At 42.4% G+C, this 19221-nt stretch carries 15 protein-coding genes; 13 read left to right on the top strand and 2 right to left on the bottom strand.

The window, feature by feature from the left end; all coding sequences use genetic code 11:
- The first annotated feature begins 293 nt into the window (after positions 1–293).
- From HCZ91_RS12150 to HCZ91_RS12120, 7 genes are all read left to right on the top strand, one after another.
- Entirely contained in the window at positions 294–776 is a 483-nt protein-coding gene (locus HCZ91_RS12150; RefSeq protein WP_102092109.1) for a cell division protein FtsL, read from the top strand.
- Complete coding sequence (locus HCZ91_RS12145; RefSeq protein WP_057762051.1) at positions 773–2863, top strand: penicillin-binding protein 2; 2091 nt, start codon at positions 773–775, stop codon at positions 2861–2863. Before HCZ91_RS12150 ends, HCZ91_RS12145 begins: the two co-directional genes overlap by 4 nt.
- A gap of 66 nt (positions 2864–2929) precedes the next feature.
- A complete protein-coding gene (locus HCZ91_RS12140; RefSeq protein ID WP_179799577.1) occupies positions 2930–4645 on the top strand; it encodes a UDP-N-acetylmuramoyl-L-alanyl-D-glutamate--2,6-diaminopimelate ligase in 1716 nt (571 codons plus the stop codon).
- An 82-nt stretch (positions 4646–4727) separates the two neighbouring features.
- Positions 4728–6176: a UDP-N-acetylmuramoyl-tripeptide--D-alanyl-D-alanine ligase gene (gene murF, locus HCZ91_RS12135; protein WP_179799576.1), complete on the top strand. Its 1449-nt coding sequence runs from the start codon at positions 4728–4730 to the stop codon at positions 6174–6176.
- A gap of 3 nt (positions 6177–6179) precedes the next feature.
- The gene (gene mraY / locus HCZ91_RS12130) at positions 6180–7298 is read left to right on the top strand and encodes a phospho-N-acetylmuramoyl-pentapeptide-transferase (RefSeq protein ID WP_179799575.1); all 1119 of its coding nucleotides are present in this window, start codon (positions 6180–6182) and stop codon (positions 7296–7298) included.
- A gap of 135 nt (positions 7299–7433) precedes the next feature.
- Positions 7434–8381, top strand: coding sequence for a putative RNA methyltransferase (locus HCZ91_RS12125; RefSeq protein ID WP_179799607.1), 948 nt, complete (start codon positions 7434–7436; stop codon positions 8379–8381).
- Between the two features lie 443 nt (positions 8382–8824).
- Complete coding sequence (locus HCZ91_RS12120; protein ID WP_179799574.1) at positions 8825–9136, top strand: hypothetical protein; 312 nt, start codon at positions 8825–8827, stop codon at positions 9134–9136.
- Between the two features lie 94 nt (positions 9137–9230).
- Here HCZ91_RS12120 and HCZ91_RS12115 read toward each other — a convergent pair whose 3' ends face one another.
- Positions 9231–9950 carry a hypothetical protein gene (locus tag HCZ91_RS12115; protein ID WP_179799573.1) on the bottom strand — a complete coding sequence of 240 codons (720 nt, stop codon included), beginning with the start codon at positions 9948–9950 and terminating at the stop codon, positions 9231–9233.
- A 1104-nt stretch (positions 9951–11054) separates the two neighbouring features.
- Positions 11055–11366, bottom strand: a complete 312-nt coding sequence (locus tag HCZ91_RS12110; protein ID WP_179799572.1) for a cupin domain-containing protein — start codon at positions 11364–11366, stop codon at positions 11055–11057.
- Positions 11367–11571: 205 nt separating this feature from the next.
- Here HCZ91_RS12110 and HCZ91_RS12105 point away from each other — a divergent pair, with 205 nt between their 5' ends.
- From HCZ91_RS12105 to HCZ91_RS12080, 6 genes are all read left to right on the top strand, one after another.
- Positions 11572–12525, top strand: coding sequence for an AraC family transcriptional regulator (locus HCZ91_RS12105; protein ID WP_179799571.1), 954 nt, complete (start codon positions 11572–11574; stop codon positions 12523–12525).
- A gap of 344 nt (positions 12526–12869) precedes the next feature.
- A complete protein-coding gene (locus HCZ91_RS12100) occupies positions 12870–13808 on the top strand; it encodes an iron chelate uptake ABC transporter family permease subunit (RefSeq protein ID WP_179799570.1) in 939 nt (312 codons plus the stop codon).
- Positions 13805–14755, top strand: coding sequence for an iron chelate uptake ABC transporter family permease subunit (locus HCZ91_RS12095; RefSeq protein WP_179799569.1), 951 nt, complete (start codon positions 13805–13807; stop codon positions 14753–14755). The genes HCZ91_RS12100 and HCZ91_RS12095 overlap by 4 nt, the downstream gene beginning before the upstream one ends.
- Positions 14752–15528, top strand: a complete 777-nt coding sequence (locus HCZ91_RS12090) for an ATP-binding cassette domain-containing protein (RefSeq protein WP_179799568.1) — start codon at positions 14752–14754, stop codon at positions 15526–15528. Before HCZ91_RS12095 ends, HCZ91_RS12090 begins: the two co-directional genes overlap by 4 nt.
- Entirely contained in the window at positions 15525–16499 is a 975-nt protein-coding gene (locus HCZ91_RS12085; RefSeq protein WP_179799567.1) for a siderophore ABC transporter substrate-binding protein, read from the top strand. The genes HCZ91_RS12090 and HCZ91_RS12085 overlap by 4 nt, the downstream gene beginning before the upstream one ends.
- 312 nt (positions 16500–16811) lie before the next feature.
- Positions 16812–19115 carry a TonB-dependent siderophore receptor gene (locus HCZ91_RS12080; RefSeq protein ID WP_179799566.1) on the top strand — a complete coding sequence of 768 codons (2304 nt, stop codon included), beginning with the start codon at positions 16812–16814 and terminating at the stop codon, positions 19113–19115.
- Positions 19116–19221 lie beyond the last annotated feature (106 nt).

Below are 19221 nucleotides of genomic sequence, written 5' to 3'. Positions count from 1 at the left end.
CAGCAGTTGGTTTTTATCTGCTTAATAGTTGAGTGGCTTTATATGTAGTACAGCCATGCAACGTGTTTGGTTTTGGTATGACCTATTGATAGCCATGAGTTGTGATGACTTATGGCTCCTGAATATATTAGCTATTGAATGTGTTTTTTACATTCGGTTTTTTGAGTTTAGTTTTTACATTTATAAGTGTCTTTGGTTTTATATTTATCGATGGTATGACCGAATAATGACACGTTCATCTTTCGCAATCCGTTATCTACTCTATCGTTTACGTTCACTTTTTTGAGATCGTCATGGCAATATCTGACAAACCTGCGAATCGCCGCACTGCTACACCTTATAATACCGATGTCGGCGAGCTGTTCGTGCGCCGATTTAATGTGGTGAGCATTTATGTGGTCGTGCTACTGCTATTGGCAGCCACGATTGTATGGAGTGGTATCAAAACTGCCGAAGAAGTTCAGCAATATCATCAGGACTACAAAACCTTGCAAGACATGAAAAAACAAGAACGTAAGCTACAAGTAGAGCATCAGCGTCTATTGATTGAGCAGCAGACCTTTAGCGCCACTCCGCAGATTGCCAGTCGAGCGGTTGCTGAGTTGGGTATGTATTCACCAACATTAAAGGATAAGCTGATTATCCAACCTGGCGTCGCAACTGCATTGGTGCCAGTGGTTACAGAAGACTCAGATGAGGATGCATCTGACGTCATCGGGCCACGTGTCTCTACCGATATTTCTCCTGAAGAACCAGCGACGGAGGCAGGACAATGAGTGAGAAAAAGCCTAAATCCACCGCAAAAAACACCAGCAAAAAACCAGCCAGCGGCAAGGTAACCAAACCTCTCCGCCGAGCCAGTGCGGCTAAATCTGGTCAGACGAGCAGCAAGCCCGATAAAGCTGCAAGCAATCGTAAGGCAAAATTGTTTGGACGCATCAAAAAAAGCGACACCCAAGGCGCTTATACCAGTGTAAAAAATCGCAAAAGTAAAATGGTTTTTTCGAGCAAAGCGTCAGGTGCGTCAGCTCTCGGTGGTTTCGAACAAGACAAAAACCGTTTTCGTATGGTCTGGGGTCTAGCGCTGGTCATATTAGCGCTACTGATTAGCCGCGCTTATTATATTCAGGTTGCTAATGCACAGTTCTATCAAGACAAAGGCAATGAGCTCATTACCAGTGAGCGCACCCAAAAATCCTATCGCGGTATGATTACCGACCGTAATAATCTACCGCTTGCAGTCAGTGCGCCGCTCGCGACAGTTTCGTTTAGTCCGCATGATTATTCTCGTGAATATTACGAGCTAAAGCGCATTATCATCACCAACCCTAGCAGTCCACAATTACAGGCGCGTATGCAAAAGCGTCTAGATAATATGGACCTGACAAAGCTAGCCGCTGCTGCCAATATCTCGGTCGATGAGTTGAAAAAAGTCACGGCCATTGATGACAGTATCGATGTGACCGATGAGAAAGCGGTAAAAGCTGCTTTGCCATCTGGCGCAGGATCGCACTATTTGCCACTGCTTAATAAGGTCACACCTGAGATTGCCCAAAGCGTCAGTTCGCTTGATTTCCCTGGCGTCTACGAAAAGAATTTCTTTCAGCGTTATTATCCGCAGCCACAGTCTAATGCGCAGCTGCTGGGCTTTATGGGTCAAAACGCCAAAGATCCTGAAGGCGGTTACGAAGGCCGTGCTGGTATTGAGCGTCAGTACGAAAAAGATCTGGCAGGTGATGACGGAAAAGTACTGGTTCTAAAAGACGCCAAACAAAACAGCCTAAAAGAAATCAAACAGATCGAGCCAGAAGTACCTGGCAAAGATGTGGCATTGACGATTGATTCGCGCTTACAGTATTTGCTGTATAAAGAGCTAGAAAAAGCTGGACGCTTACAAAAAGCACGCTGGTCAACAGGTATGATCGTTGACGTGCAAACTGGTGAAGTATTGGCGTTATCGACATGGCCGTCGTTTAACTCGAACAACCTTAATGAGATGACGGGTGAAAATCAGCGTAACCGCGCACTGTTAGATGTGTTCGAGCCAGGTTCGGTGATGAAACCGTTTACCGTGGCGGCAGCGTTAGACTCGGGAAAGTATACGCCAACCACTTTAATTGATACCAATCCTGGTTCGATTCGCGTACGTGGCTATACCATTCGAGATCATAATAATTTGGGCATGATTAACATGGCCACGCTACTACAAAAATCCAGTAACGTTGCCTCTACCAAGATTGCGCTATCACTGCCAGCCGATGCTATTAGTAATATGCAACGACAGTTTGGCTTTGGCTCAAAGACACCTTTGCAGTTCCCAGGTGAGGGCAGTGGTCTAATCGTTACGCCAAAAGAGAAAGAAACCTCGCGCCGTGCAACGGTCAGTTATGGTTATGGTCTGCAAGTGACATTGGCACAGGTTGCACAGGCGTACTCAGCCCTAGCAGCAGGTGGAGTCATGCATCCATTAACTTTAATTAAAGATGATAAGTCGCAGCCAAGCAAACGTATTATGGCGCATGAGCAGGCAATGTCGATTGTACAGATGCTTGAGAGCGTGACTGAGCCTGGTGGTACGGCAAAAGCCGCTGCCATTGATGGATATCGTGTGGCAGGTAAGACAGGTACGTCACGCCGTATCAATCCAGACGGTGGTTACTATACGGATCAGTATCGTAACGTCTTTGCTGGTATGGCACCTGCATCCAATCCAAAGCTGGTAGGCGTAATGCTTATCGAAGACCCGCGTGGTCAGATTTATGCTGGTCTAACGGTCGCCCCTGTCTTCCATAATGTAATGAAAGAAGCATTGCGATTGTATAACGTGCCTTTGGATAAGCCACTAAAAACGGAAGCGCAGTAAGCGTTCAATTATTTTAAATGTCCAGTTCTACTGAGCTGACACGTTTTAACTGTTTAGGATTTATCTATGACTATATCATCGCTAGATAGCGCTACTGTTACTTTACAACAGCTTATAAATGCCAATAAAAGCCAGCAGCAAAAACTGGCTGAGCAGCTTACAGCGATGATAGCAACATCGATTCAGAAAGCATCTAATCAGGCGAGTTTAGATCAAGCTCAATCTATTGCCCATATTCCGTTTCAACAGTTTCGCTTAGACAATCGCCAGTTGGAAGCGAATGACGTATTTGTCCTTTTAAAAAGTCAAACAGCCAATTCTGAAAAAAGTCGCGACTATTTACTGCAAGCCGCTGAACAAGCCGCGTTTATTCTCTCAGAGATTGACCCTAGTATTTTGCTTAGCGAAGCAGATAATTCCTCAAATACCATTAATGAACCGCAGACAGATAGTATTGCTAATGCACAGCAGCAACTAGCAGCATTATCATGCCATGTATTATACGTTCCTAATATTCGTGACTTTTTAGGTAGCTTAATTCAAGCGCGCCTCCAATATCAGCAGCCAGTGACTCTACCGACTGTGGTTGCGGTAACTGGTACGAATGGTAAAACAACCATCAGTCAATTAGTAGCACAGCTTACTCAATTGATGGATCAGAGTAGCGCAGTAATGGGTACTGCAGGTAATGGTAGACTTGGTGCTCTGGTGCAAGCCAGCCATACCACGGGCGATGCGTTAGCTGTCCAGCAGTTCCTATATCAAATGGGAACAGAGCAAGCAGAAATATTAGCATTAGAGGCCAGCTCTCACGGGTTGGACCAGCAACGTCTACAAGGTATGCCAGTCACTGTAGCGATTTACACCAATTTGAGTCGTGACCATTTAGACTATCATGCCGATATGGCAGAATATGCCGCTGCCAAAGCAAAGCTGTTTGATAAAGCTCATTTCCCAGATTTAACCCATGCCATTATCAATATCGATGATGAGCACGCTCAGGTTATGTTAGAGATGGCAAACGCCAGCGGTTTAACGGTATGGACATACAGTTTGGATTCATCAAAAATTGCTACTTTTGTTGCCGCTGATATCATACCAAGTCTGCAAGGCGTCAAAATAAATCTGCGCACTGATTTTGGTAATGAGAGAACTGACAACATAGAGATTGTCAGTCCATTATTAGGTCGCTTCAATGTAGCCAATTTGCTCGCAGCGATCGCAGCTGTCGTAGCACTTGATACTGACTTGGCTATAAATATTGAGCGTATTGCGCCTGCTGTTGCACAGTTGCAAGGTGCAGTTGGGCGTATGCAGCGTGTACCGTCAAATGATGGCTGCTTTATCGTTGATTATGCGCATACTCCAGACGCTCTAAGCCAAGTGCTGGCAAGCTTAAAAACCCACTGTAAAGGTCAGCTTTGGGCAGTATTTGGTTGCGGCGGAGATCGTGATGCAGGCAAGCGACCGTTGATGGCACAAGCAGGTCTGGCAGGTGCTGATCAAGTTGTTCTGACTGCGGATAATCCACGTACCGAAGACCCAAATGTAATTTTGCAAGATATGCAGGCTGGTATGACAGCTGAGCAATATCAACGAACCCATATTGAACCTGCCCGCCAAACCGCTATTGAGTATGCAGTTAGTCACTCAGGTGTAGATGATATCGTTGTCATCGCAGGCAAAGGTCACGAAACCTATCAAGAGATTAACAACGTTCGTTATGATTTCGATGACAGTGTTGTTTTGCAGCAGGCATTGAATCAAGCGGGACGTGTGTAATTGATTGGCTCGCGTTACATGCATTAGTAAAAATTGATCATTAAATATAAAAATTAAGTAGTCATCATATAAGGTAATCATTATGACAGCCGACACCGATAATACTGCCCAATCGCAAGGACTCTATGTCTGGCAAATGGACAATCTGCTCGCAGCGACCACGTCGCTCGATGGGCAGTGGCAACTACCACAAGGCCATACAGCAGAGCAGACGGCCTTGTCCAGTAAACGTATAGCCACCGATACCCGCACGATAAAGCCAGGTGATATATTTTTGGCGCTAAGCGGCGATAATTTTGATGGTCACGATTACATCGAGACAGCAGTATCAAAAGGCGCAGTTGCCGCTGTCGTCTCGCGTCCTATCTCGTTGTCAGGTCCAAATGCTATTCCGCAATTGGTAGTCAGCGATACTCGTTTGGCGCTAGGTCAATTGGCAGCGTATCGTCGTCAGCAGCATACAGATTTGACTGTAATTGCTATTACGGGCTCTAGCGGCAAGACCACTTGCAAAGAAATGCTTGGCAGTATTTTTGGTAGATTGGCACCGACCTTGATCACTCGTGGTAACCTCAATAACGATTTGGGTGTGCCAATGATGTTGCTTGAGCTATCAGACCATCATCGCTATGCTATTTTAGAGTTAGGCGCAAACCATATTGGCGAGATTGCTTATACGACTGAAATCGTTCAGCCTGATGTGGCCTGTATCTTAAACATCGGTACAGCGCATTTGGGTGAGTTTGGTAGCCGTGAAGGTATTTGCCAAACCAAGGCTGAGATTTACCATACGTTGACGGACGCGCAGTTTGCAATCGTTCCTGATAAGGATGATTTTACCAATCAGCTACGCCGTATCGCTGAAAAGCATACCTCACATGTGATTGGCTTTGGTAATACGGATGTGAGTGCAAGCCATCTAGACGTAGAGCCTGAACGTAGCGAATTTAAGCTACATATCGGTAACCAAGTCCATGATATCAACTTGCCATTGGCAGGTGAACACAATGTCAATAATGCCTTGGCTGCTGCTGCCTGCGCGCATGCGCTAAATATTGAAGTGAGTGATATCGTCATTGGGCTTGAAAATGCGCGTCCTGCTAAAGGTCGTCTAAATAGCCAGATACTTGGTATGCATCGTCTCATTGATGATACTTATAATGCCAACCCACATTCGGTACGCGCAGCAGCCAAAGTACTGGCGGCGCAAACGGGCACCCAAGTCATGGTCTTGGGTGATATTGGTGAGCTGGGAGATGCGGCAGTCAGTGAGCACCAAAGCTTGGGACGTACCATTGCCACTACTGGTATCAATGTGCTGCTTTGTGTTGGTGAATATGCCCCTTATACCGTTGCGGGTGCGCAAGAAGTGTCTGATATCAGTGCTCATGCCTTTGCTGACAAAGACAGTTTATTACAGTATTTACAGCCGTATTTGCAAGCGCAACAAGCTAAGCCTTGTACTGTGTTGTTCAAAGGCTCTCGTTCCATGGGAATGGAAACACTTATTCATGCGCTAGTAGAGGAGTAGGCGGTGTTAGTTTGGTTGTTTGGCTGGCTTGGCCAGTATTATTCGCCGTTTTCTGCGGTTTCTTCGTTGACACTGCGAGCATTGCTTGCCGTTGTTACCGCCCTTGTATTTAGCATGATGTTTGGTGGCCGTGTCATTCGGCACTTACGATCGCTCAAATATGGTCAGGCCATTCGTAATGATGGGCCTCAGTCGCATTTGGCCAAGACTGGTACGCCAACCATGGGCGGGGTATTGATCCTAAGTGCGATTGGTATATCGACGCTACTATGGGCACGACTAAACAATCCTTATGTTTGGATTTTGCTCGTGGTCATGGTTATCTTCGGCGCCGTAGGTTGGGCTGATGATTGGCTAAAAATTAAGTACAAAGATCCAAAAGGCTTAATCGCTCGCAAAAAGTATTTTTGGTTGTCTATGGGTGCATTGTTTGTCGGTGTATCTTTGTATTATATCGCCACACTACAACCCGATATCAACACCACGCGCGAGATGCAGGATCTACTATTGCCAGTATTCAAAGACTGGATGATTCCATTTTCAGCGGTGCCATTTGGTATTGGCTTTATCATCTTTACTTACTTTGTGATTAATGGTGCTTCTAACGCAGTCAATCTAACCGATGGTTTGGATGGTTTGGCGATTTTGCCAGTCGTTCTCGTCGCTGCAGGTTTGGGTGCGATGGCCTATGTATCAGGCGATGTACGCTTTGCTGATTACTTGCATGTGCCTTATATTCCTTATAACTCTGAGGTCATCATCGTTTGTGGCTCAATGGTCGGAGCAGGTCTTGGTTTCCTATGGTTCAACGCACATCCAGCACAAGTATTTATGGGTGATGTTGGCGCACTAGCACTAGGTGCAATGCTAGGTACTATCGCCGTTATGACCCGCCAAGAGATTGCCTTTGCGATTATGGGTGGTTTGTTTGTCGCAGAAGCGCTATCAGTTATGTTGCAGGTTGGCTCGTACAAACTGCGCAAAAAACGCGTCTTCCGTATGGCACCGCTGCATCATCATTTTGAGGAAATTGGCTGGAAAGAAACGCAAGTGGTAGCTAGATTTTGGATTATTGCCATTATTCTTGTCATCCTTGGGCTAATGACGCTAAAACTGCGTTAAGCTATAACCGCCAAATATCTATATAGATATTTGCAAAACTCCAAAAAGCCGTTTCAATCGTGATTGAGGCGGCTTTTTGTCGCTCAGGACCCATGAATTTTGTTAAAATGCCAAGCATACTGCTATCACTTTGAGATGCCCGTGTCGTTATTTATTTGTCCACTTTGTCAGTCACCGCTACAACCCGCCGCAGATACTTGGCGCTGTGATGGTAGTTTGCACCCTAAGCAAACTTCACATCCCTTTGATGTAGCGCGTCAAGGCTATGTTAACCTGCTGCCAGTACAACAGAAAAAGTCCAAAGCACCTGGTGATAGCCAAGAATCTATCGATGCACGTAAGCGGTTTTTAAATCATGGTCACTACGCACCACTCCAAAACCTAATTAGTCAAAAAATGACAGAGTTGCTGTCTAACGATGAGCTAATAGATAAGCAAGATAACAAGTCAGTCAATTGGCTCGATATTGGCTGCGGAGAAGGCTACTACACGCAGGCAATGGCACAAATGGGATCGGATGTTATAGACACGCTGATAGCCGCTGACATCAGTAAGCCTGCAGTGGTTGAGCTGGCTAAGGTTAGTAAACTATCAGGTCGTCTATGGTATCAGCCGTGCCAAGAAGATACTACCAAGACGACAGCGGTCTACCCATTAGTGACCAGTGCTGCACATTTACCATTACACCCACACAGTGTGACGGGGATTAGTAGTATCTTTAGCCCTATTTTGCCCGAGGCATTTGATAATGTATTGATGGATAATGGCTATCTGGTTATTGCCAAACCTGATGTCGGGCATTTGGCAACGATGCGTGATGCGCTATTTGATGATGTGCGTGAGCATGACTCTGATAAATTTTTGCAAGAATTGGCACCATATTTTACGTTGGTTGAGACCTGCCGTGTCAGTACAGAGCTGACGTTATCCGCAGAGGATTTGGCTGATTTGACGACGATGACACCTTATGCGTACCGTGCCCGCAGCGAAAAAAGGCAAGCACTACTGGCAGCAGTAGAAAAAGAAGCATTTAGCACAGAGGCAAAGTTTGTGGTTTATATTTTGCAGAAAACGTCTGTTTAGCACATTTAGCACATTTAGAGCATAGCAGTATGGGGTATTGCTATGCTCGTTTTAAACATTAGCCATTAACTCCTAATGAGTTAGGTTTTTCGAATACCAAAAATATTGATATCAGGAAATTTGGCTTAACCGTTTCCGTATTTGCATTCTTTATCAATCAGCTAGTCATTCGCGTTTTTATAAATACTCTGTCTACAATGCTTACCGATGAATCGTAAATACGCTGTCATTTAACCAAACATTACGCCAATACCTAACATGCCTTTGATTGTGCATGCCCTCGTAACAATCGCAACCTTTCTTCAAGTTTCATAAATCTACTTAATACTAGAATCATTTATCATTCTCTTTGTCGATAGAGTAAAGCTTTATCACGATAGTTCCTTTAACACTAAGTGAATTATCTATAACTACTCTAAATATGAATTCAAAGGAATAAAATGATGAAAAAGATACTAGTTAGTTCGATTTTAGCCGCTACTGCTTGTTTGTCAATGGTTGGTCAGGCCAATGCTGCGCCCAGTTATGACCAACATCATAAAGTCCAAGTACAGCAACAAAAACACAGCAGCAGTAAAGCGAGTAATAACTATAAGCATGCCAAAGCTAAGGCAGCAAAGTCACATCACAAAGCTAACGTAGTGGCTGCTAAGCACAAAGTAACAGCCAAAAATGTTCATGCTAAAAACAGCAATACTAAAAACAGCCACGACAAAAACAATCATGATAAAAACAACCATGATCGTCGCTCATAAAAATACGATCCTAGCATCCAAAAATAGCGCCTTCATTAGGCGCTATTTTTTTGTTTTTATATGACAATATTGATCGTTACTAGTTAGGTGAACACTACTGACTGATAAACGTCATTGATTTAGAAGTGCCGCTTTTATTAGGCTGAGTGAGTGTGACTTTACTACTCAAAACATCGCCTTTGGCATTGATTTTATAGCATTCTGACGAAGTACCTGCAGCACCAGAAGTCAAAAGTAGATTGCCTGAGGTTTCTATACAGAGCCACGCCGTGTTATTTGTATCCTGTGTGAGCGACCAGTCCTGCTTATAGGTAGCGGTTTTCTGACGCATACTGCTGTCAGCATACACGTTTTCAGTGATAAGCTGACTTGAGTCGCCTACAGTAGCCATTTTAGGGATACTCGTCGTTTGGTTAGCGATTGAATACTCACCCGTACTGTCCGTAAAACCATGGAACACCAATGGGTTTAGCGTAAAGTAATTGATAGCGACGGACTGATCCGTAATCTGCTGATTCACTGTGTTGATTGTGCTGACTTCTGCGCCTTGTACCATCTTATTATTAAAGCGCATGCTGCCTTTAGGGGTTATTTGAATATCTGCGGCTACGCTTTGTCCGCCGACAGTAGCGACCAATTTTTCACTCCGTTGTTTGGTATAGATATTGAGTAATGCAGTCTCAACTGGGTATTGAGTGACTACGTTAGCAGAGTTGTTATTTTGATTGGTATTACCTGTTGCCATGCCGCCCATGCCAGTAGCGCAAGCACTCAATCCGAGTCCTGCTACGATACACATTCCTAGTGTTTTCATCGTTATATCCTTTAGTTTATTTAAATAAATATTACCAATATCTACTATAATCCAATTTTTGGACAATGGCATCTGCCGAGTACCAGTGACTCTATTGTGATTACATTTTTGTACGGTATAGCAATGATGGTAAATATAGATATCAAGCTAGATTGAGCGCCACAGAAAAACTCAAAGCCTTTTCGTATAAGGGTCTGGGAATAAAATTAAGCTGATAATAAAACGAATTATAATAGAGTATCTACTCATTTTATGAGTCACTCTCAGCCCATGGTACGAGTTTTTTAGATTGGTCAATTAATGTGTTATTTGACGAGGTATATAGTTATTAGACTCATACAACACCCAGAATTAAGGCTAAACAGAAGTGTTTCAGACAGCAGTAGAGAATAAGTATAGACTGAAAGTCTTACTATTAAAAAGTATAAAAAATATCTAAAGAAGGGTAGAACAAGATAGAAAAACTGAGGTTTTGCTTAAGCAGAATAAGATTGGCGGTGAAGGAGGAAGTCGTACTGTTTATACAAGATATTGATTTTTAATTAAATTTTATTTATAACTATAGGTATAGACCAACTATTAGACCAACACCTTCTAAGTATTGGATGCGAGACAAATAACGGGATTTATATCTTGACTAAGTGTAACTAAATGTTTCTATGGCGCTATTTGGTTTTAAACATATACTATCACTAAAAAAGCGTTTTTTGCTTCAGGATATTTTAATATATCATTAATATATGAATTGAGCTACAGCACTAATAGAGAATACTTTCAACAGTAAAGTGATAGAAAAATTCAAGTTTAACTTTGAGTATGGATCTCGTATTGTGTACGGATAAAAAATTACTTTACTGATTCTATTCTCAACGCTGATGCTATAAAGGACTCATACTGCGTTAAAAGTCTTGTTAAGGTATTAATCTTATCCTTAATTTAAGCAGTATCTAGAAACATTTTAGCCATCAGCAGTATCTATTTTTTCATTCTATATAGTCTTCAATAAGCTTGCCGCCAAAAGAAATCCTCTACAAGAAAAGACATTAAGAAGTTCATTATTATCAAAAATTTAAGTCTTCTCTACAACTGAGATTAGTATTAGGTTCAGCTTTGTAAAGGCTCAAAAAACATCACACTCGTTTCAGTAGGTGCATAAGGCTTATTGTCAATATTCTTAGGAATAACGACCATTTCTCCAGAATTTACTTCTACAGTCTTGTCTCTTAATATAATAAATAATTGTCCTGATAATACATAAAATAACTTGTCCTCATGTTCATGACGATGCCACTCGTATTCGCCTTCTAATTTGGCTAGCTTGACGGTTAATTGATTAAACTGTGCGATATCAGTAGGTTTCCAGACCTCTTTAATATTATTAAGCTCGTTTTTTATATTAGCTATCAGCAGACTCATTATTACTCCATATTAGTAGGTTAGTTACAGCTATTTATGTATAATTGATAATCATTTACATTAAAATGATTGTTTGTTGCTATTTACTTTAAGATTCAGTAACCCACTATTTATCCAAATAAAACGATTCTTATCTGGATATATCATAAAACGTCTACTATCTACTCGCTTAAACCACCTACTAAAACATCGTGATTATATTAATATGGCAGACCTAAATACATTTTATGATCATTATCAGGATAAATATTGGGCTTTTGATCGCTCTGATTCTGATTATTTGATTAAACGTCCAATCTATAATGGAGGTTTTGGCTATGGCGATCTATTGAGCTTACATAACGGTATCGTGCTAGGTCGAAACTGTATTACTAATAGCCAACCTTTGGTTGAACCCGCTGCACCATTTTCTTGTGATGTGGGTATGCACTTAATTGTAGATGCGAACTATAATTTGCATGCTAGTAATTTACGTGCTGATACAATCATTCACTCACAGCAAATTTGGCGACGATCAGGAGATTTTGGCAATATAAGCTCTACTGTTGATACTGAGTATTTGCAAAAACCATCCATAAATAGTCATGTAGTATCGATCGATTTCAATCAAGACTTATTATCACGTTGGGCAGAAAGCTTCGCTCTACCGACATGGCTATTATCATCTAACCAAGATCCTGAAATGATCCAAGTTAGACTATCAAATCAGCCACGCTTACTTGCTCGTGCTGCTTACATTCTCTCATTACCTTGCCGTACGTTGAGTGATCGATTAACTTTAGAAAGTCAAGCCTTACTCCTCTGCCAAGATATACTAGGCATACAGGATACATCAGGCCAATTAATGAACCAAAGAAGTCAAATTGATCAGGCAGTTGACATCATTCGCCAAGAGTACAGTAATAAACTAACAATCTCCTTGTTGGCCCAACGAGTGGGTATAAATGAGTGCTACCTAAAACAACAGTTCAAACAACAAACGGGTAAAACAATTGGTAGCTTTATCCGTGAATTACGTATGCAAGAAGCAATGCGTTTGTTGTTGGATGAATATAAGAGCGTTCAAGAAACTGCATGGTATGTTGGATATCATGATCCTAGCAATTTCAGTAAGGCTTTCGCCAAATTTTATGGCGTTACACCCACACAACTTATCTAGTCAAACTATTTCTGTCAAGCCGCTACTATTCCCAAAAATCCGCTAAATAACCATTAGCTATATACAACTTATTTAAGCCAATCCTATATTGCGCTTGAGCTCATCTAATCTTTTAACTTTATTAAATGATTAGGTGCCGTTCTGAATAATTTCCTTTATTCACGGTATAACTTCCCAGTTTCACCTTATATTCAACTTACCTATTCAAATAAGCATAGTATGATTGATTCTAATTTATATGTTGGTGACAAAAATTCTAGCAACGAGTTTTATAGACTGTTGATGATATGTTGCAGCGTAATAAAAAGTCATTCGTATCCATATAAGTAAGAAGAATCTCAATAATGCGCTCACTATTTCTGTTGCTTATTTTACTCTGTGTCACTTCTTTAATGTTGGGGTCAAAGCAGACATCAATTATCGCGCTTTTTAATTTATCAAGTGACGCATGGTTGACTCTAACGGCCAGCCGTATACCACGGTTAATTGCGCTCATACTGACAGGGGTAGGTTTGTCTGTCAGTGGGGTTATTTTGCAGCATATTGTTCGTAACAAATTTGTTGAACCAGCAACTTCAGGCGGTTTGGATGCAGCCAAACTTGGTATTTTGGTCTCGCTTACTATTCTCCCTAATGCTAGTACGAGCAGTAAAATGATCTTTGCGATGATTTTTTGTTTTACAGCAAGCTTACTTTTTATTCTTATTATTAGCCGTATAAAATTTAAAAGCTCGGTACTCATTCCTGTCCTTGGTTTGATGTATGGCAGTGTGCTGAGCTCAATAGCAGAATTCTATGCCTACAGAAATAATATTTTGCAAAGTATGCAGGGATGGTTATTGGGAGATTTTTCAAGGGTTGTGCAAGGTCATTACGAGCTGATTTATATTATTTTACCTATCATTATTTTGGCTTATGGTTATGCTCATCGCTTTACCGTCTTGGGTATGGGTGAGGATATGGCTGCAAGTCTGGGACTGGGTTATGCATCAACAGCCGCCTTAGGCCTTGTATTAGTCTCAGTCACGGTGGCCGCTTCAGTCATTACCATCGGTGCCATACCTTTTGTGGGGTTAGTTATTCCAAATCTGGTCGCTCTAAAGTACGGAGAAAACCTGTCACGGACATTGCCAATTGTCGCCTTAGGTGGTGCTTGCTTATTACTGATATGCGATGTTTTTGGAAGATTGATTATTTATCCTTTTGAGGTTCCCATTGGTCTTACGGCTGGCGGGGTGGGCGGTTTGATATTCCTTATATTAATCATGAGGGGTGTCAAGTGAGTGCAACTGTGAAGATTCGAGTAACCTTGATACTCATTATATTGTTGGCTTTTGTTTTTTTGTTTATAGGATCTGGGCTAGATTTTGACTACTTAATTCCTAAGCGCTTAATGCGCCTAGCTACTATCGTTCTCGGAAGTATTTGTTTGGCTTTTTCAGCTGTCGTTTTTCAGACCGTTGTTGGTAATCGTATTCTGGCACCTTCTGTAATGGGCTATGAGGCCGTTTATCTACTGTGGCAAGTGTTGCTACTTTTCGTGATGGGCACGAATGGTCTGATGATCTTAGGTGTCAGTGGCAACTTCATCGTATCAATTATATTGATGCTGATATATTCGTGGGTACTTCAGCACTGGCTCTTCCCGCAATGTAAAAATGATGTCTACACATTGTTGTTATTTGGATTGGTATTGACGATGGTCATCGGTACGATTACGCAATTCATTCAACTTCGCATTAGCCCTGGTGAGTTTTCGATTTTTCAGGGCTTAAGCTATACCTCATTTAACCGGTCTCAGCCACAAACCTTGCTTTATGGAACGTTAGCGGTAACCACCGTACTTTGGGTTAGCCGTAAAACCTTACCTGTCTTAGATGTGATGGCTCTCGGCCGTGAGCAGGCACAATCCCTTGGGGTGAATCATACCAAGTATGTCAAACGGTATTTGGCTCTCATTGCTATTTTGGTGGCAGTGTCCACAAGCTTGATTGGCCCCACGGTGTTTATGGGGGTGTTTGTTGCCAATATCGCGTATGTGCTTGCAGGAAGTAATCATCATAAAGTCACATTACCCATCGCTTGTGCCATTACTATTGCCATCTTTCTAATGGCGCAAATCTTTGTTGAGCATGTTTTTAATTATAAAACCAGTGTCAGTATTCTCGTCAATCTTGTAGGTGGCATATATTTTCTCGCGCTGACAGTCCGCACTAGAGGCTTTACATGATTACCATTAACGATGTCCATAAAAGCTATGGCAAAAAAACGGTTCTTTCTGGCATCAGTCTAGAATTTGAGGCAGGCAGTGTGACTTCTTTAATTGGTCCTAATGGCGCTGGAAAGTCCACCTTGTTGATGATAATGGCTAGGTTGTTGGAGCCAAGTAGTGGTCATGTGGCCTTTAAAAATTGCAACATTCGTGAGATTCGCACTTCTGAATATGCACATCATGTGGCAACACTGAGGCAGTCTCCAGGTTTCAACCTACGATTGACTGTGGAAGAGCTGATTTCCTTTGGACGCTTTCCCTATAGCCGTGGTGCCTTAACTAAAGAAGATCGAAACATTATTGATGAAGCCATTGATTTTTTGGCATTAGAACCATTGCGCCATGCTTATTTGGACGAGTTGAGTGGAGGTCAGCGACAAATGGCCTTTTTGGCGATGACCATTGCGCAACAGACGGATGTGTTGCTACTAGATGAGCCGCTAAACAACCTTGATATGAAGCATGCGGTACAAATCATGCAAGCCTTACGTCGTTTATGTGATGAACAAGGGCGGACAGTAATTTTGGTGATTCACGATATCAATTTCGCTGCCAATTATTCTGACCATATTGTGGCTTTGAAAAATGGTGAGCTGAGCTTTAGTGGATTGTCTGAACAGGTCGTGACAGAGTCCAACTTGAGGGAATTATACGATCTTGATTTTGAAATTATTCGTAGTGAACGTGGTTGCTTATGTAACTACTTCAATTTATCAGGGGTAAAAGTATGAATTTGAATAAGAGAGGCTGGGTTTGGATAATAGCTATTTCGGCAGCTGTATCAATACAAGGATGTGAAAAACCATCTACTGAACAGACACAGGCGTCACAAAAGCTTGAAACACCTATCACTATTGAACATGAGCTTGGGACGACAGTGATTACTAATCAGCCACAGCGTGTCGCGGTATTAGATATGAATGAAGTCGATTTTTTGGATCAACTGAATGTTCCAATTGCAGGAATGGTCAAAGATTATATTCCTCACTTTCTTGCTCATTATAAAGAGGATGCATCAGTAGAAGATTTGGGCGCTATTGTTCAGCCAAATATGGAACGTATCCATGCGCTACATCCTGACCTGATTTTAATGACGCCACTTCATGCCGCTAATTATCAAGAGCTGTCAGAAATTGCACCAACCCTACATTTTGATGTGAATTTCAATAATAGTCAGCAACATATAGCGACTATTAAAAGTCACTTACTAACACTGGGTCGTATTTTTGATAAAGAAGTATTGGCGCAAGAAAAGGCAACGCAGCTAGGGACGAGAGTCAAAGAAATTCAAGATTTCACGAAAAACCGCCCGGAGAAAGCATTGGTTGTTTTACATAACAATGGAGCTTTTAGCAATTTTGGGCTGCACTCGCGCTATGGTTTTATTTTTAATGATTTGGGTGTCAAGCCAGCAAGCACACTTGACGATACCAGCCTGCACGGTCAGCCTATTTCTAGTGAGTTTATACAGCAAGCAGATCCTGACATCATCTATATCGTCGACCGTACTGCGGTTATGGAGCATCGCGCGACCATCAGCCCTGATGACGTGAGCAATCCGTTACTGCGTCAAACCAAAGCATGGAAAAACGGCCACGTTGTGTTTGTTGATGCCGATGCATGGTATATCACTGCAGCCAGTCCGACCTCGTTGAACATCATGATGGATGATGTGTTAAAGGGTTATCAGACGACCTCTTAAAGACAGCAATCTCTTAAAGACATCAATGCATCACGGATACTATCGTTGATCTAATTTAAGAGTGGTACAAGGCAACTGAGTACAGATGTATATGTCATATTTCAAGCGAGGTTAACGCTGTAACGCTTTTATAGTGGATTGACTATATCAGATAATTAGTATTGCCAAGAAAGGCAGGCAAGTTGCTCAATCGAAGCTAAAATAAGTTATTTTTTAGCTTCGTTATGTAAATAGTTATCATTTGTATTTTTATTATCATTATTTTTTATTAGCTTAATACTTATTTGTTTATCAAAACGACAGGATATCGCTATGTCTCAACTTCAACAACATTCAAGCCAACACCCCAACGTCAAGCAATCTTTCACAGAGCACAAACCATTTTTTGTTCTCAATTATTTTGTCTCAGCAAAACTGGCACTTTTATGTGGGGCAGCTGCTGGTACTGTATTTTTGGGCATGCCCGCCGCTTATGCCCAGACCAACGGTACGCCAGTCAGTAGTACAGAAGCCACTGATATGACCATTACTGCACAAAACCAGAGCACAGAAGCGGATCAAGACCTACCAACGGTCACACTACCAGCAATCACGGTTGAAGCTGATGCTGAGGAGAACTCTAACTATGCTGGCGGGCAGGTGACATACACCAATAATATGGGGTTTTTGGGTAATAAAGACTTTTTAGACACGCCATTTAGTGCCATCAGTTACACCGATAAATTCATCGCTGACCAACAAGCGGTAGATATTACCGATGTTATTGCTGCAACGGATCCCGCTGTTTATACCAGCGGTGCCAGTGGAGAGAGTCTTGAAAGTTATTATATTCGTGGTTTTGCGTCGAGTAGTAATGATGTGACCGTCAATGGATTGACTGGTATGGCACCTTACTATCGTAGCTCACCTGAAATGTTTGAGCGTGTTGAGGTGCTTAAAGGCCCATCAGCAATGCTCAATGGCATGTCTCCCAACGGCTCTATTGGCGGTTCTGTCAACCTAGTCACCAAACGAGCAGGGGATGAGCCGCTGACACAGCTGACCACTAGATATCTATCAGACTCACAATTGGGCGCGCATGTCGATATAGGTCGCCGCTTTGGTGAAGACAAGCAATTTGGTGTTCGTGTAAATGGGGCTTATAGAGAGGGTGATAGCGCCGTTGATGATCAAGAAAAGCAAGCGCAATCAGCAGCTATTGCACTGGACTGGCGCGGTGAGCGTGCACGAGTATCCGCTGACCTTTATACGACAACAGACCATGTGGATGGGCCGACTCGAGGAGTTACATTAGCATCAGGTGTTGATATTCCTAGTGTTCCAGATCCAGATACATTATTAAATCCCAGTTGGGCCTATTTTGAGACTCAAACCAAAGGGGCCATAGGACGCGCTGAATTTGATATCAATGACCAATTGACAACGTATGCCTCCATGGGGGTAACCAAATGGAATTATGACGGACTCAGTGCAGATAATGCTCAGATATCTAATACTGATGGAGATATCAGTACCACCGTTGGATACGTAGGCGATGACAACGAAAGACAGTCGTTCGAAGTCGGCTTAAATGGTCAATTCCAAACGGGCAATATTGGACACCAAATAGCAGTCAATGCCACCCGCTATGAAGAGAAATACAATTTGTATGCAGCAAGATTCCGTGGTGTCAGTGTTGATACCAATATCTACGACCCTGTGTGGGGATCCAGACCTGATTTAGATCTGAATCCGCCACTTTTAACTGCGACAGACACCGAATTGACCAGCTATGGCATTGCAGACACGTTATCGTTTGATCAGGATAAATACCAACTCACCTTAGGGGCTCGCTATCAACAGCTAAAAACAGAACAAACAGGCGGCATGTTATCAACAGGTACCAAATATGATGAAAATGCCATAACGCCGTCAGTGGCGCTCTCAGTAAAGATAACCGACCAGACATCTTTGTATGCAAATTATATAGAAGGACTAAGTAAAGGAGCTACAGCACCAACAGATGCAGAAAATGCTGGCGAGATATTTGCGCCTTATAAGACCAAACAAAAAGAAGTCGGTATAAAAATCGATCTTGGTAATTTCTCTCATACTCTAAGTGCTTATGAAATCGAAAAACCCAACGGTTATACCGATACCGATACCAATATTTTTTCTTATGCTGGCGCTCAGCGTAATCGAGGCGTGGAGTGGGGCGTGTTTGGCTCGCCTGCTGAAAATGTACGCTTAATGGGTGGTATCAGCTATATTGATGCTAAGTTGACTAAAATGAATGATGGGGTTAATGAAGGTAATCAAGCGGCAGGTGTGCCAAAGTGGCAATCTAAAATCGGCGTAGAGTGGGATTTACCTCTCGTAGAAAATTTGACGCTAACAGCAAATGCAAATGCGGTGTCTAAACAATATCTCGAAAATGACAATATACAGTCCCTACCAGGTCGTACTATATATGGTGTGGGTGCGCGCTATTTGACTTCTGTTAATGACAAGCCACTGACACTGCGCGGTAGTGTCGAAAACGTGATGAATAAGGCCTATTGGACAACGGCACATTACAACGATTTGGCCATAGGTGAGCCGCGTACGTTCTTGCTGTCAGCAACGATGGATTTTTGATTTATCGAACATCCATCTAATTGTTTAGGGTGAGCTATGCTGAAGAAACCGTACAAGTAAACTTGGTAAACTAACGACTCAACGAGGAGTTTACCATGACCAAGAA

This window comes from Psychrobacter sp. BI730, from assembly GCF_013414195.1.
Taxonomy (GTDB): Bacteria; Pseudomonadota; Gammaproteobacteria; order Pseudomonadales; family Moraxellaceae; genus Psychrobacter.
The sequence above is the reverse complement of the archived record's forward strand: the minus strand, read 5'-3'. Positions and strand labels throughout refer to the sequence as shown.

Excerpts from the sequence above, each read along its gene's own strand:
- HCZ91_RS12150 (WP_102092109.1), top strand. The coding sequence starts at position 294 with ATGGCAATATCTGACAAACCTGCGAATCGCCGCACTGCTACACCTTAT.
- HCZ91_RS12145 (WP_057762051.1), top strand. The coding sequence starts at position 773 with ATGAGTGAGAAAAAGCCTAAATCCACCGCAAAAAACACCAGCAAAAAA.
- HCZ91_RS12140 (WP_179799577.1), top strand. The coding sequence starts at position 2,930 with ATGACTATATCATCGCTAGATAGCGCTACTGTTACTTTACAACAGCTT.
- murF (WP_179799576.1), top strand. The coding sequence starts at position 4,728 with ATGACAGCCGACACCGATAATACTGCCCAATCGCAAGGACTCTATGTC.
- HCZ91_RS12125 (WP_179799607.1), top strand. The coding sequence starts at position 7,434 with ATGCCCGTGTCGTTATTTATTTGTCCACTTTGTCAGTCACCGCTACAA.
- HCZ91_RS12120 (WP_179799574.1), top strand. The coding sequence starts at position 8,825 with ATGAAAAAGATACTAGTTAGTTCGATTTTAGCCGCTACTGCTTGTTTG.
- HCZ91_RS12115 (WP_179799573.1), bottom strand. The coding sequence starts at position 9,950 with ATGAAAACACTAGGAATGTGTATCGTAGCAGGACTCGGATTGAGTGCT.
- HCZ91_RS12110 (WP_179799572.1), bottom strand. The coding sequence starts at position 11,366 with ATGAGTCTGCTGATAGCTAATATAAAAAACGAGCTTAATAATATTAAA.
- HCZ91_RS12105 (WP_179799571.1), top strand. The coding sequence starts at position 11,572 with ATGGCAGACCTAAATACATTTTATGATCATTATCAGGATAAATATTGG.
- HCZ91_RS12100 (WP_179799570.1), top strand. The coding sequence starts at position 12,870 with ATGCGCTCACTATTTCTGTTGCTTATTTTACTCTGTGTCACTTCTTTA.
- HCZ91_RS12090 (WP_179799568.1), top strand. The coding sequence starts at position 14,752 with ATGATTACCATTAACGATGTCCATAAAAGCTATGGCAAAAAAACGGTT.
- HCZ91_RS12085 (WP_179799567.1), top strand. The coding sequence starts at position 15,525 with ATGAATTTGAATAAGAGAGGCTGGGTTTGGATAATAGCTATTTCGGCA.
- HCZ91_RS12080 (WP_179799566.1), top strand. The coding sequence starts at position 16,812 with ATGTCTCAACTTCAACAACATTCAAGCCAACACCCCAACGTCAAGCAA.